The 12,241-nt window shown below is 61.6% G+C and carries 11 protein-coding genes; 2 read left to right on the top strand and 9 right to left on the bottom strand.

From position 1 onward, the window contains the following. Positions 1-22: 22 nt before the first annotated feature. The 4 genes from H0S73_RS07480 to H0S73_RS07465 form a co-directional block, all read right to left on the bottom strand. A complete protein-coding gene (locus H0S73_RS07480; protein ID WP_181051559.1) occupies positions 23-1,261 on the bottom strand; it encodes an ABC transporter substrate-binding protein in 1,239 nt (412 codons plus the stop codon). 47 nt (positions 1,262-1,308) lie between these two features. After that, positions 1,309-3,144 carry an ABC transporter permease gene (locus H0S73_RS07475; RefSeq protein WP_181051558.1) on the bottom strand — a complete coding sequence of 612 codons (1,836 nt, stop codon included), beginning with the start codon at positions 3,142-3,144 and terminating at the stop codon, positions 1,309-1,311. Positions 3,145-3,344: 200 nt separating this feature from the next. Beyond that, positions 3,345-4,415, bottom strand: coding sequence for a LacI family DNA-binding transcriptional regulator (locus H0S73_RS07470; RefSeq protein ID WP_425488180.1), 1,071 nt, complete (start codon positions 4,413-4,415; stop codon positions 3,345-3,347). A 164-nt stretch (positions 4,416-4,579) separates the two neighbouring features. Further along, positions 4,580-5,011: a response regulator gene (locus tag H0S73_RS07465; RefSeq protein ID WP_181051557.1), complete on the bottom strand. Its 432-nt coding sequence runs from the start codon at positions 5,009-5,011 to the stop codon at positions 4,580-4,582. Positions 5,012-5,388: 377 nt separating this feature from the next. Here H0S73_RS07465 and H0S73_RS07460 point away from each other — a divergent pair, with 377 nt between their 5' ends. Together H0S73_RS07460 and H0S73_RS26335 are read left to right on the top strand one after the other, a co-directional pair. After that, positions 5,389-6,324, top strand: coding sequence for an AraC-like ligand-binding domain-containing protein (locus tag H0S73_RS07460; protein ID WP_181051556.1), 936 nt, complete (start codon positions 5,389-5,391; stop codon positions 6,322-6,324). Positions 6,325-6,449: 125 nt separating this feature from the next. Further along, a complete protein-coding gene (locus H0S73_RS26335; protein WP_425488179.1) occupies positions 6,450-6,731 on the top strand; it encodes a response regulator transcription factor in 282 nt (93 codons plus the stop codon). Between the two features lie 81 nt (positions 6,732-6,812). Here H0S73_RS26335 and H0S73_RS07450 read toward each other — a convergent pair whose 3' ends face one another. From H0S73_RS07450 to H0S73_RS07430, 5 genes are all read right to left on the bottom strand, one after another. Further along, on the bottom strand, positions 6,813-7,559 hold the full coding sequence (locus tag H0S73_RS07450; protein WP_181051554.1) for a glycerophosphodiester phosphodiesterase family protein: 747 nt from the start codon (positions 7,557-7,559) through the stop codon (positions 6,813-6,815). A gap of 12 nt (positions 7,560-7,571) precedes the next feature. Continuing rightward, positions 7,572-8,492 carry an ABC transporter permease subunit gene (locus tag H0S73_RS07445; RefSeq protein ID WP_181051553.1) on the bottom strand — a complete coding sequence of 307 codons (921 nt, stop codon included), beginning with the start codon at positions 8,490-8,492 and terminating at the stop codon, positions 7,572-7,574. A gap of 2 nt (positions 8,493-8,494) precedes the next feature. Then, on the bottom strand, positions 8,495-9,406 hold the full coding sequence (locus H0S73_RS07440; RefSeq protein WP_181051552.1) for an ABC transporter permease subunit: 912 nt from the start codon (positions 9,404-9,406) through the stop codon (positions 8,495-8,497). 68 nt (positions 9,407-9,474) lie between these two features. Next, positions 9,475-10,794 (bottom strand): extracellular solute-binding protein, encoded by a 1,320-nt coding sequence (locus H0S73_RS07435; RefSeq protein WP_181051551.1) that lies wholly within the window; start codon positions 10,792-10,794, stop codon positions 9,475-9,477. Positions 10,795-10,829: 35 nt separating this feature from the next. Then, the gene (locus tag H0S73_RS07430; protein WP_181051550.1) at positions 10,830-12,212 is read right to left on the bottom strand and encodes a sn-glycerol-1-phosphate dehydrogenase; all 1,383 of its coding nucleotides are present in this window, start codon (positions 12,210-12,212) and stop codon (positions 10,830-10,832) included. Between the last annotated feature and the right edge of the window lie 29 nt (positions 12,213-12,241).

Raw genomic sequence — 12,241 nt, 5'->3', positions numbered from 1 at the left:
TGCGGAAGCCATTCGGGTCGGATTAGCGGCTCGTCTCGGCCATCCAGAAGTCGCTGATCTTCGCGATGTTGTCCTTCACAAACTCAGGCGACGCCGTCAGCTTCCGGGCCTTGGGCCACATCTCGCTGTAGGGCGGCGGCGGAACGTCGGTGCGTGGCGAGAAGGTGCCGACCTGATAGAAGGCGGCCATGCCCTGCAGGAGGTCCAGGGACGGACCGGAACGGAACGGTGCTTTCAGTTCCGATGTGCTGTTCAAGTCCTTGCTGCCCATCAGGAACGCCACGAAAAGCTTCGCAGCATTCGGATGCGGCGCCTGTCCGGCGACCGCCACATAGGTCGGATAGGAGAACAGGGCCGAAGGCGTCAGGTCGTAGGGAATCGCATTCGCGTAATTATCGCTCTGGTTCTTCGTAAGATAGTGGATGACCGAGAACGCCATCGGGGGCTTGGCCTGGCCGCGGAGGCCGACTGCCGTCGCAATTTTCGAGCTGTTGTCCGAAATGACGATGTCGTTCCCGATCAGCCGGTGCAGGAATTCATAGCCTGCGTTCTCGACGCCCGGTGAGAGTTCCAGCTTCTTTCCATAATGCTGCTCATAGGCTTTCCGCATCTCGTCCGAATGCTCGACGATGGCTGCCAGCATCATCAGCGTCGTGAGAGAGCCAGCCGGCGACTTCATGGAGAAGCGGCCTTTCCATTGCGGTTCGGTGAGTTCCCAGATCGTCTTGATCGGCGGCTGCGGATAAGCCTCCGAGTTGTAGAAGACGCCATAGGCCTCGATCACATGCGTCAGCAGAGGCTCTCGATGCTCGGCCGGAATCCTGTCCGCCAGGTAGGGCGGCACATAGTTGACGATGCGGTGGTTCGGAAGCAGGTCGAACACCATCTGTTCGGTTCCGCCCGAGTAGACGACATCCGCCGCATACACACCGGCCTGATGCTCTCGAACGACCTTCTCGATCGTCTTCTCGGAGCCGAGATCGTAGGCCTTGACCTTAATGTCCGGATAGAATTTCGCGAAGTCCTCGGCCACCTTCATCATCGTTCCGGTGGAGGAATAGACAACGACCTCTCCCTCCTTCTTTGCATTGGCGATGACCTCGTCCCAATTCTCGTTCTTCTGGTAAGGGCCGAGCTGGCTCTTCTGCAGCCAGGCGTCCCACTTGGGATCGGGTTTCTGCGCCAAAGCCGGCGCCGCCAGTGAGAGGGTCAGGGCGCCAGCCGCAAGCCAGGCTTTTGCGCTGCGGAATGTCGGTGTCATGATGGGCTTCCTCCTTCTTCTCGTTATGACGATTTGGATCGGAGCATTTAGACCGCTCCAACCCTCGTCTTCGTTGACAAGGCACGGACGACCAGGTTGACCGCAATCACGATGGCGACGAGCAGCACGGTGGCGACGCCGACGAGCTGCGGCATATCCTGGTTCTGGTAATTGTAGATGACGCCTGCGAGTACATTCGTCGAAGGCGTGACGAGGAGAATGATGAGCGACAGCTCGCGCATGATGCTGATGAAGCTCAGCAGCATGCCGGAGAGAAGCCCGCCGGCCGCGATGGGCACGATGATCCGGATCATCCGGCGGATCCAGCCGATGCCTTGGACGCGAGCAGCCTCCTCCAGCGACTTGTCGATCTGCAGCAGCGCCGCGATTCCGGTGCGCGAGGTGAAGGGCAGCGTCTTGACCGAGCAGATCAGGACGAGCAGCGCGAATGTGCCGTAGAGAGCGGGGACCGGCCCGAATGGACGGGCGAACATGCCGATATAGATCGCCCCGAAGGCAAGTGCCGGGAAGATGTACGGCAGGAAGGCCACCATCTCGAGTGCCCGCGAGGTAAGCGAGCCACGGGTCCTGACCACCACATAGCCGATGAGGAATCCGAAGATTCCTGTCGTCATGGCCGTGAGGAACGCGAGCTTGAGACTGTTCCAGGTGGCGTCGAGAATATTGCCGTTGTCGACGAGGGCTGCCTGCAGCTGATCGACGCCCTCGCCTCCGCCGCCGATCCAGTAATGCAGCGTCAGGTTCCCGAGGCTGTAATTGCCCGCCGTTTTGATCAGCGATTGCAGGATCAGGAGGACGAGCGGGAATGCGACCGCCGCCGCCATGAGCAGCATGACGAGGATGAAAAGCGGCCACCGCCAGGACCCGAGGTCAATCTCCTTGCTGCGAAATCCCTTGCCGGACAAGGTCACGAAGCTCTTACGAACGCCGATGAGGCGCTGGTTGATGAAGATGAACAGGCAAGCGAGTACGACGAGCACCAAAGCAAGCAGGAAGCCGTCGCCCGCATTGCGCGTCCCCATGGCGGCATAGATCTGCGTCGGCAACACATAATAACGCACAGGCATGCCGAGGACGGCAGGCGTACCAAACGAGCCGACCACGCGGATGAAGGTCATCACCACCGCGGAGCCGATGGCGGGCAGCAGCAGCGGAGCCGTGATCCAGAGGAACTGCTTGAGACGGGAAAGTCCCGCCATTGCTCCAGCCTCCTCGAGTTGGCTGTCGACGCTCGTAATCGAGCTCGACACTGAGAGGTAGGCGTAGACGTAGTAATGCAGCGACAGGCAGATAATGATCGGAATCGGGCCATAGGCGATCCAGTCCGGCGGCTGCACGCCGAAGAAATACGCGAAGGCGCCGGATGCTCCACCGATGCGGTCGTTTTTGAAGAACGTGATCCAGGCAAGCGCCATCACCCACGACGGAAGCATGTAGGGGATCATCACCAGCGTGTGCAGGAAATTCCGGAACGGAATGTTTGTTCGCACGATCAGCCAGGCAAACCCCGCGCCGACGGCCAGACAGATGATGGTGGCGGCGAATGCCGTGACAAGGGAATTGAAGAACGGCTTGTAGAATATTGCCCAGGATAGACGCCCGGCGAAGACGCGCTCGTAGTGAAACAATGTGAACTCGCCCGGCTGCGCTTTCGGCAGATAGGCGCGATCATACGGTTGAACGGTCAAAGTCTCGCGGATCAGCTCGAACAGCGGCACGAGAACCAGCCCTCCCAACACGAGGGCCAGGAGGATGCCCAGAAGGCGTTCGGGCTGAGTGAGGAAGTGCCAGAGGCGGCCCGCAACGGCTCCTGCCGAGGAGATGCGCGATGAGGTCTGCACTGGCGCCGCCGAGCTCGTCATTCCGCTACATCCTTCCCAAGGCCGAATGGCGGCCCAAAAGCGTTCCTCGTTGCGGCTGATGTTCGAATGCTCTCATCCGGTCGGGCCGGAAGGGCGGTCAGTCCGCTGAACTTCCCCCAACGTAAGGGTGAAGTCTCAACAAGATTGCACACGTGTGCAAAGGCTGCAAGAGCCTTCCGACTAAGAAATTTGCCTTTGGATTAGGGAGCAGAACGGACGGTCGCTCGTTCGACGAGCTCGACGGGGAGGACCTCGTGCGCGAGGTCACCCTTCTCCCCGGTCATTTTTCGCTCGATAGCCGCCAGAACAGATTCCGTGAGATCGCTCATCGACTGCCTGACAGTGGTCAGGCGATAGGCGGCCCAGGCCGATTGCTGGATATCGTCGAAGCCGATGATCGACAGATCCTCGGGAATGCGCCGGCCCATCTCGCGCGCGCCATCGAGGAAGCCCAGTGCCATGAGATCCGTGACGCAGAAGACGCCATCGAGGTCGTGAGCCGAGAGCAAGCCTCTCGCGGCATCGATTCCGGTCTCGTAGGCAGTTTCGCCCGAAGCCCAAACGGCCGGCTCGATCCCGGCCTCTCTGACGCGGTCCACGAAGGCGCCCCGACGGCGGATCTGGGTCGGAGTTTGAGCCCCGCTCCCCACAACGCCGATCCGCCGGCAGCCCGCACGGACGAGGCGCTCAGCCGCGATGCGGGCTCCGCTGAGGTCATCGCTGATGATCGTATCGGCTTCGGTGTCGTCCGCCTGTCGATTGACCAGAATCACCCGCACGCCGTTGGCCATGCACTCGTCGATGATCGACGATGGCGGCGAACCGGACATCACAACGATGGCCCGGACCCGGAACTCGAGGATAAGTTCGATCAGCGGCGTGATCCCCTGCTCCGCCTCGGCGGCATTCAGGAGCAGGCATTGCATGCCGCGCCTGAGAAGCTCTCGGCTCAGCTCGTCGAGCTGGCGCGCCATGAAGGGCAAGGACAAGTTGGCGCCGACGACCCCAACCAAGTTGGACTGATCGCTGATCAGGCTCCGGGCCAAGCGATTGACCCGATATCCAAGGGTCTTGGCAGCCTCTTGGACGCGATGCCTCACATCTGCCGAGACACTGGCGCCAGGCGTAAAGGTGCGCGAAACGGCCGAGCGGGACACGCCAGCGAGCCGCGCTACGTCCTCGGATGTTACGAAGCTTCGCGTTGTCCGGTCACGTTTCAGATGGTCTTCACGATCCGAAGACGTCTCTGGGGGGGCTTTCTCCGCTTCCATAGATGCCCTGTGTGCGTTCGAGGGCTAATATTCAGCATGCCTCCGAACTGACAAGAAAAATCTATGCACACGCTTTCCGCACAGGCAAGCGCCCGGGCAGCGCGTCAGAGACCGGATGAGGCGGCAAGACCGTCGTCGGGGCTGGCGCTTATGAGGAAGGCCTGTCACTGCGTCGATCTCGGCTTCAAGGCGCGCTCGACTGCTTCCACCAATTCGGCGAGGCGGTAAGGCTTGGCGAGGAAAGGCACTCCCACCGATGCGCACCGACCGTGGCAGATCCGAGAGCGGCCGGAGGTGAAGACGACGGATAAGAGCGGCTGGAGCGACAGCGCGGTCTGCGCCAGCTCGAAGCCGTCTCGGCCACCCAGATCGATATCGGTGAACAGAATATCCACCGACATCTCCCTTAGAAGGATCTCGGCCTCCTCCGCGCTGGCCGCCGTGAAGACCTCGTAGCCTGCATCGATGAGCGATTCGGCCGCGAGCTCTCCGATGATCAACTCATCCTCGACGACGAGAACACGCTGACGCAGCGATTTGGGAGCTGCTTGCCTCGACGGCTTGGGGCGGGTCCAAGGGGACAGCATTGGAGCCATGTACGCAACCTCACTGAACACATCCGTGCGGTTAACGGTCGATGGCGGCCTCTGTTCAAGGCGGAATCCGGCAAGTAGGGACATGGTCACCAAAGAGTTAATGACCACTTCAGGCTTCCTTATATCGGGTAGCCTTCTGCCGATGATTTTCCGGCCGGGACCGAAATTCTTTCCGGACCTGCGGACAATACGTATTCCTTTTCCACCTCAGTCCAGTAGCCTCTCTCCGGTTCAAGGAACGACATTATCTGAACCTGGGCGCCCCATCGATCATGTCCGGCCTGCCGTCATTTTTGTTCGTTGGCTCCGCAGCTTCATCCGCCGAAGAGGCGTTCTGGACATGGCGCAGCATAGCGTCTCCCCTGTTCGATGTGTCGATGCCCGATTCACAGACGGTCGACGCCTTCCAGGTCAAAGTCGACAGCTACCATCTCGGTCCTCTCGTCTTCGGGAGCGTGAGCGCGAACGCGCAGCGGTTTCATCGCTCGCCGCTCACGATCGCCCGCAGTGGTGTCGATCATTACGTCGTCCAGCTATACTCACAGGGCGGCTATGCCGGAGAGGTCGATGGGCGGAATATCCGAGTGAGGCCGGGCGACATCAGCATCCTCGACCTCTCACAGACGTTGCAGACACAGGCCGATCACTTCCATAACCTGAACTGCATCGTTCCGAGAACCATGCTGGAGCCCCTTCTCAGGCATCCCGACGGACTGCACGGAACCGTGCTGTCCGGCAGGACCGGGCTCGGCCATGTCCTCGGCACCTACATGCAGACGATTTATAAGACGGCTGGCTCGCTGAGCGCAGAGGATGGAGCAGCGATCTCCGAAGCGACGGCAAGCCTGATCGCAGGCTGTTTCGGCCCATCGGCCGATTCACGGGAGACGGTCGCGACGGCCAAGAGGGGCGCCCTGCTCCTGACCATCAAGCGTTACATCGAAGCAAATCTGGCCGATCCGGGCCTGACGGCCGAGAGCATGACCCGCGAGTTCCACGTGTCGCGAGCGACCCTCGTCCGCATGTTCGCGCCTCTCGGCGGACTGAGCGGCTACATCCGGGAGCGCCGGATGTTTCGATGCTTTGCCGAACTTACCTCCCCATCCCCGTCGCATCGCTCGATCGCGGATCTTGCGTATTCGTGGGGGTTCGGCAATGAAGCGGCCTTCAGCCGTGCATTCCGACGCATGTTCGACATGTCACCTCGGGAGGCCCGCGCCGAGGGCAGCCTGGCCCAACTCGCGGTCCAGCGCCACAGATCGGGTTCGAGCGGGCCGATCGTGGCACAGTGGATTCGCGATCTGCGGGTGTGATTAACCCTCCCGACATCGATTACTCGCTTGAGGCAGACGGCACAGAGATTGCGTCGTCCGGCAAAGTGAGACGCCCCTCTTGAGTCTATAATCGGTTGAAATAGCGTTGCTGGGGGGCAACCGCCATGACAGGAAATCTCATCTGCCTTCGCTGCAGGCGAAGGCGTCGATCTCATCTACAGCCCGGCACAGGGGCACCTTCGCCGATCCTTTCCCAGGAAGAGGCTCACGTGCTTTGCCTCGTGGCGAGCGGCGAAACGAACGGCGACATCGCAAGCGCATTGTCCATGAGCGAAGGCGCCGTCAGGCAACATGTCAAGTCTCTGCTCGACAAGGCTCGGGCCCGATGCAACCCAACCCGCGCAGCTTCGCCGCAAGGATCGTCCCGGTCTCAGCGTCGTTCCTGATGCAGCGTCTGGGCGCCATCTGAAACATCGCCCACCCGGCGGCAATCCCATCCGCCCCGACTGGCCCGGCTCCCTGCCCGCTCAAGCACTCTGAAGATCGGATCTGATCCGCAACGCGAGATCGGGCCGATCGGTCGTGATCTGCCGAACAGGCTGGCCCAACCAGTAGCGCAGATCCCCGTCATCGTTCGGCACCCAAGTGCCGAGCCTGTCGGCTCCGAACGCCTCGGTGAACCGCTCCGTAGTGTGGATCAGCAGGGACTTTTCAACCGCTACATAGATCCCGGGAATCGCCTTCAAGCGTTCGATGGCCCGGTCCAGCCCACCGAGCATCTCGCAGGAACGCCGATCGACGGACGCCAGCACGGGAAGGGTGGGATCGACGTTGCGAACCGTCTCGAGCACCTCCAGCATGAAGCAGGTCAAGATTGCTCTCGTCTCGAGGCCATGGCGGCGCACGGCTTCCACGACCTTGGCCTCCATGCCCTTATAGGCCGTGCCGACGGCGTCGGTCTTCAGCTCGATATGAAGCTCAAGCGAACTGTTGCCCAACAGCTCCAGAACCTGAGCGAGGCTCGGGACGCCTTCCTGGCAATCCCGCAGGGGAGTTGCCTGGAGCTCGGCCAAGGTCCGGGCGCCCACGGAGCCGGATCCCATCGTGGTCCGTTCGAGCGTCGGATCGTGGATCACGGCGAGCTTGCCGTCCGCCGTCAGATGCACGTCGAATTCAACCCCTTCCACGTCAAGCTCTGTGAGCCTGCGGAAGCCTTCCAGGCTGTTCTCGGGCCAGAGATTACGCGCCCCGCGATGACCGATGATCATGACCATGAGGAGAGTTCCTTATTTGCTGCTGTCGACAAGGCCGCGGACGAACCAACGCTGCATGACGAGGACCACCAGGACGGGCGGGAGCATCACCAGGAGAGCGCCGCTCATCGCCACGTTCCAGGCAGGCTCCGTGTCGGAGCGCGGGATGAGGTGCTTCACGCCGATGACGGCCGTGGCCATGTCCTTCTCGGTCGTGAAGAGCAGCGGCCAGAGGTACTGGTTCCACCCGTAGAGGAAGAGAATGATCGACAGGGCGATGATGTTGGAGCGCGAGAGCGGGAGAAGGATCGTCCAGAAGAAGCGCATGGCCGATGCGCCATCGAGACGCGCCGCCTCCAGAAGCTCCTCGGGAACGGTGAGGAAGAACTGCCGGAACAGGAACGTGGCGGATGCCGAGGCGATCAGCGGCAGGATCAGCCCCTGATAGGTGTTCAGCATGTTCCATTCGAGGGCGATCTCGATCCTGTTGCCGGATATCCACTCCCAGAGTCCCTGGATGTTGAGGAGATCGATCAGCCATTGCACCGGCAGCGCCGCGTTCGCGACCGCCTCGTAGGTCGGCACGATCCGCACCTCGACCGGAAGCATCAGCGACATGAAGATCAGCCAGAAGGCCAGAATACGGAACCGGAACCGGAAATAGGTGATCGCGAATGCGGACAGGAGCGAGATTGCCACCTTTCCGACCGTGATGCCGATCGCCACGATGAAGGAGTTCAGGAGAAGCTGCCCGAAATCCGCCTTGATCCATGCAGTCGCCAGGTTTTCCAGGAAGTGGTCACCGGGCAACCAGGGCATCGGCACCTGCTGCACCTCCTCCATCGTCAGCGAACCGGCGATGAAGGCGAAGTAGAGCGGCATGCAGACCAGCACGATGCCGCCGATGAGGATCAGATGGCAGATCGCCGTGAGAATGGGGGAGCGTTCGACCATGATCAGATACTGTAATTGACCTTGCGTTCAACATACTTGAACTGCAGCAGAGTCAGGAGGAGGGCGAATGTCATCAGGAGAACCGACTGGGCCGCCGAAGACCCGAGGTCGAGATTGACGAAGCCGTCCTGATAGACCTTGTAGACGAGGATGTTCGTGGCGCCCGCCGGGCCGCCTCGGGTGACTGCATCGATGATGGCGAAAGTCTCGAAGAACCCGTAGACGAAGTTCATGGTCGTGAGGAAGAACAGCGTCGGTCCGAGGAGCGGCAGCGCGATCTGGAAGAAGCGCCGGATCGGCCCCGCGCCGTCGACGGCGGCGGCTTCCATCAGGGATTTCGGCACGGCCAGGAGACCCGCGACGAGAAAGATGTAGTCGTAGCAGATGTGCTTCCATGACGCCGCCAGAACCACGAGCAGCATCGCGTCATAGCCGTTGCGGTTTGGATCCCACGCAATCCCAAGCGACTTGATGAAGAACGCGATGGGGCCGACGGCCGGATTGAACAGGAACGCCCACATGACGCCCGCGATGACGGGCGCGATCGCGTAAGGCAGCAGAATGACGCTCTTATAGCCGGACTGGAAGCGCACCACCCGATCCGTCGCGAAGGCGAGTACGAGCGCGACGGTAATCGTCACCACGTTCTGGGCCAGGGTGAACCAGATCGTCACCCAGATGGAGTTGCGGTAGCTGTCGCTCGCAAAGAGGGCCGTGAAATTGTCGAACCAGACGAAGTGAACGCTTGCTCCGAACGGATCCGTCAGCAGGAACGCCTGCAGGAGGGCCCGGATCGAAGGGATGAAGAAAAAGAAGAGGAGGATGAGGAGCTGCGGCAGAAGCAGCAGGGCCGGCAGGCCCGCGGTCTGAAAATGGGCATGCTTCAGACCGGGTTCGTGAGTGGTTGCGACCACGTCAAATCTCCGCTCGACAGACAGGATGCGGCACTGGTCCGAGGACAGACCAGTGCCGCTTCTTTCGGTCAGTACTTGCCTTTGTTGAGACGCTCGTACTGGCGGAGAACCTCGTTGCCGCGCTTCACGGCGTCGTCCATCGCCTGCTGGGCGTCCTTCTTACCGGCGAACAGGGCCTCGACCTCCTCGCGCTGGGCGAACATGGACTGGGTGAAGTTGCCGAAATGGAACCCGAGAGAGTTGTCGCTCGGCGTGCCGCGGTTGAGCTGCTGGATGGCGATCTCGCGCGTTGGGCTTTCCTTGTAGTAGCCTTCGGACTTGGCCATCTCGTAGGCCTTGTTGGTGAGCGGGACATATCCCGTCGCCTTGTGCCACCAGAGCTGCGTCTCGGGCTTCGCGAGATAGTCGAAGAAGGCTGCGATCGCTTTCTCCTCCTCCGGCTTGTGACCCTTGATCACCCACAGGGCAGCGCCGCCGATGGTGCTGTTCTTCGGCTGCTTACCTTCCTCCCACGGCATGAAGGTCGCGCTCCAGGCAATCTTCGAATTGCGCTCGATGCCGCTATGCGCTGCGGTCGACGCGAAGTAGGTGGCGCATTTTCCGGAGGTAAAGAGCTGCTCGGGGCTGAAGCCCTGGCCGGCAATCTGCAGCACGCCGTCATCGAGCCATTTCTTCAGGCGGGCCACCTGCGGCACCACGAGCGTCTTATTGTAGACGAACTCCGTATCGAGACCATTGTAGCCGTTCGCTTTCGTGGCATAGGGCTGGTCGTTGATGGCGCTGTAGTTCTCGATGAGGCTCCAGTGATAGTCGGTCGCCAACGCCGTTCCGCACTCGGCAGCGCCAGATTTCTTGATGGCGTAGAGCTGCTTCTCGAACTCGCCCCAGGTCTCTGCCGGCTTGTCGAACCCGGCCTTCTGGAACTGGTCCTTGTTGTAGAAGAGGATCGGCGAGGACGAGTTGAAGGGCATCGCCGCGAGCTTGCCCTTATAGGAATAGAACCCCGCCACCGGCTTGATGAAGTCGGCCCATTCGATCTTGTGGCCGGTCTTGTCCATGAGCTCCTGCACCGGGACGATCGCGTCCGAGAGCAGCATGGTCATGAAGCCGCGCTCGTAGATCTGCACGATGTGAGGAGGACGCTTGGCGCGATAGGCTGCGATGGTGCTGTTGATGACCTCGTCGTAATTGCCCTTGTTCACCGCAACGACTTTGTACTGGTCGTTGGACTCGTTGAACTTCCTGGCAAGCTCTTCGACGCGCTCTCCGTTGACGCCGTTCATGGCGTGCCACCATTGCACCTCGACAGGCTCGGCATAGGCGGCACCGGACAGAATTAGCGCCAGCGCTCCGGCGGCCATGCGCGGTATCGTCTTGTCACTTCTCATTATGATGTCCTCCCATATGATCCTTCTCTCCCGCTTCAGGGCGTCGAGATAGCGATCCCCTGCCCTTTCGAACGCCTTCCCCAAAAGCCTCCATCGGCCATGAGTGCGGCAATTCCCTTGTCGAGCCACCCCAGATCCTCGAGAAGATCCAAGATGGTGAAGCGCCGGCGGATCAGCCGCGCGCGCCGATATTCCTTCGCCAGTTGCGTCAGAGGCACCCCGAGGTCGCCAGGATGCGCTGCGGCTCCGGCCGCGCGAAGCCAGGCTTCCATTTCGTCGGGAGAAATGCAGTACCGGCGCAGTTCCTCGCGCAGAGCGGGCCAATCCGCGGCGAGCGTCGCAAGGCGTTTTGCCCGGCTCGGCCCTCGCTCCAGCTTGACGCTCATCTCCGTCCGCGCGCTGTCGGCAATGTGCTGATCCGAGAACGCCGCTTCGATCTCCGCCTCGATCGTCTCGGGTGAGGACACGACGCCACGCGCCTGCATGATGACGTTCTCGTCGATGTCCTGCGCCAGGAACCACTCGTACAAGGCGAGAATTGCAACGGTCCCGATTCCCACGCAGGCGCCATGCGCCGCGGGCTCGCCCTGGTAGGTCAGGCGCTCCATTTCCCACACGTGGGAAATGAGATGTTCGGCCCCGCTTGCCGGCCGTGAATTGCCGTGCGCCTGCATGGCGAAGCCCGATACGAGCAGGCCGTTCACGAGGTCGCCCAGTGCGGCGGGATCCGCGCGGCCGATAGCGCCGGGCTGCGACAACCATCCGCGCACATTGTCCTGCACGAGGGCGAAGGGTTCGGGTTTGATCGACTCTTCGCCGAGCAGATCGGCCAGCTTCCAATCGACGCCGGCGACGATCTTTCCGGCGAGATCGCCATAGCCCCAGCCTGCCATGCGGGCCGGGGCGCGCGCGATCACGTCGAGATCGGCCACGATGCCGACGGGTGGCGCGCAATCCAGCGTGCGCTTGAAGCCGTCATCGAGCAAGGCAGCGCCCGAGGCCGCATAGCCGTCCATCGAGGCGGCCGTCGCGACGCATATGTAAGGAACACCGGCGAGTTCGGCCGCGTACTTCGTGAGATCGTTGATCACGCCCGATCCGACGGCGACCGGAATCGTCCCCTGCCCCTTGATGGCTTCGGCAATGTCCCGCGCGAGGGCGGCATGGGGCTTCACGCGCGGCGCTGCCTCCAGAATGACCGGCGCGATGGCCGGAAGACCGGCCTGTTCGAGAACCGCGAGCGCATCGCAACCGGCGGCCGTCATCGTGTTCTGATCGGCGACGATCATCGGCGCGCGATCGCCCACAGCGCGAACGGAATCGGGCAGGAAGGCAAGCGCCGAGGAGGAGACGAACACCTGACGGGTCGTCGTTGCCTTCCGTACCGCCTCGTTGAGAACCTGCGCCTGACCTGTCATTGACCCCTCACTCGCGATACATTTGCATA

The organism is Microvirga mediterraneensis (assembly GCF_013520865.1).
In the GTDB taxonomy this organism is placed as follows: Bacteria; Pseudomonadota; Alphaproteobacteria; order Rhizobiales; family Beijerinckiaceae; genus Microvirga; species Microvirga mediterraneensis.
This window is presented reverse-complemented; position numbering and strand designations above follow the sequence as displayed.

What these genes read in the sequence shown, in the direction of transcription:
- H0S73_RS07480 (WP_181051559.1), bottom strand. Translation starts at nt 1,261, where the DNA reads ATGACACCGACATTCCGCAGCGCAAAAGCCTGGCTTGCGGCTGGCGCC.
- H0S73_RS07475 (WP_181051558.1), bottom strand. Translation starts at nt 3,144, where the DNA reads ATGACGAGCTCGGCGGCGCCAGTGCAGACCTCATCGCGCATCTCCTCG.
- H0S73_RS07470 (WP_425488180.1), bottom strand. Translation starts at nt 4,415, where the DNA reads ATGGAAGCGGAGAAAGCCCCCCCAGAGACGTCTTCGGATCGTGAAGAC.
- H0S73_RS07465 (WP_181051557.1), bottom strand. Translation starts at nt 5,011, where the DNA reads ATGGCTCCAATGCTGTCCCCTTGGACCCGCCCCAAGCCGTCGAGGCAA.
- H0S73_RS07460 (WP_181051556.1), top strand. Translation starts at nt 5,389, where the DNA reads ATGCCCGATTCACAGACGGTCGACGCCTTCCAGGTCAAAGTCGACAGC.
- H0S73_RS26335 (WP_425488179.1), top strand. Translation starts at nt 6,450, where the DNA reads ATGACAGGAAATCTCATCTGCCTTCGCTGCAGGCGAAGGCGTCGATCT.
- H0S73_RS07450 (WP_181051554.1), bottom strand. Translation starts at nt 7,559, where the DNA reads ATGGTCATGATCATCGGTCATCGCGGGGCGCGTAATCTCTGGCCCGAG.
- H0S73_RS07445 (WP_181051553.1), bottom strand. Translation starts at nt 8,492, where the DNA reads ATGGTCGAACGCTCCCCCATTCTCACGGCGATCTGCCATCTGATCCTC.
- H0S73_RS07435 (WP_181051551.1), bottom strand. Translation starts at nt 10,794, where the DNA reads ATGAGAAGTGACAAGACGATACCGCGCATGGCCGCCGGAGCGCTGGCG.
- H0S73_RS07430 (WP_181051550.1), bottom strand. Translation starts at nt 12,212, where the DNA reads ATGACAGGTCAGGCGCAGGTTCTCAACGAGGCGGTACGGAAGGCAACG.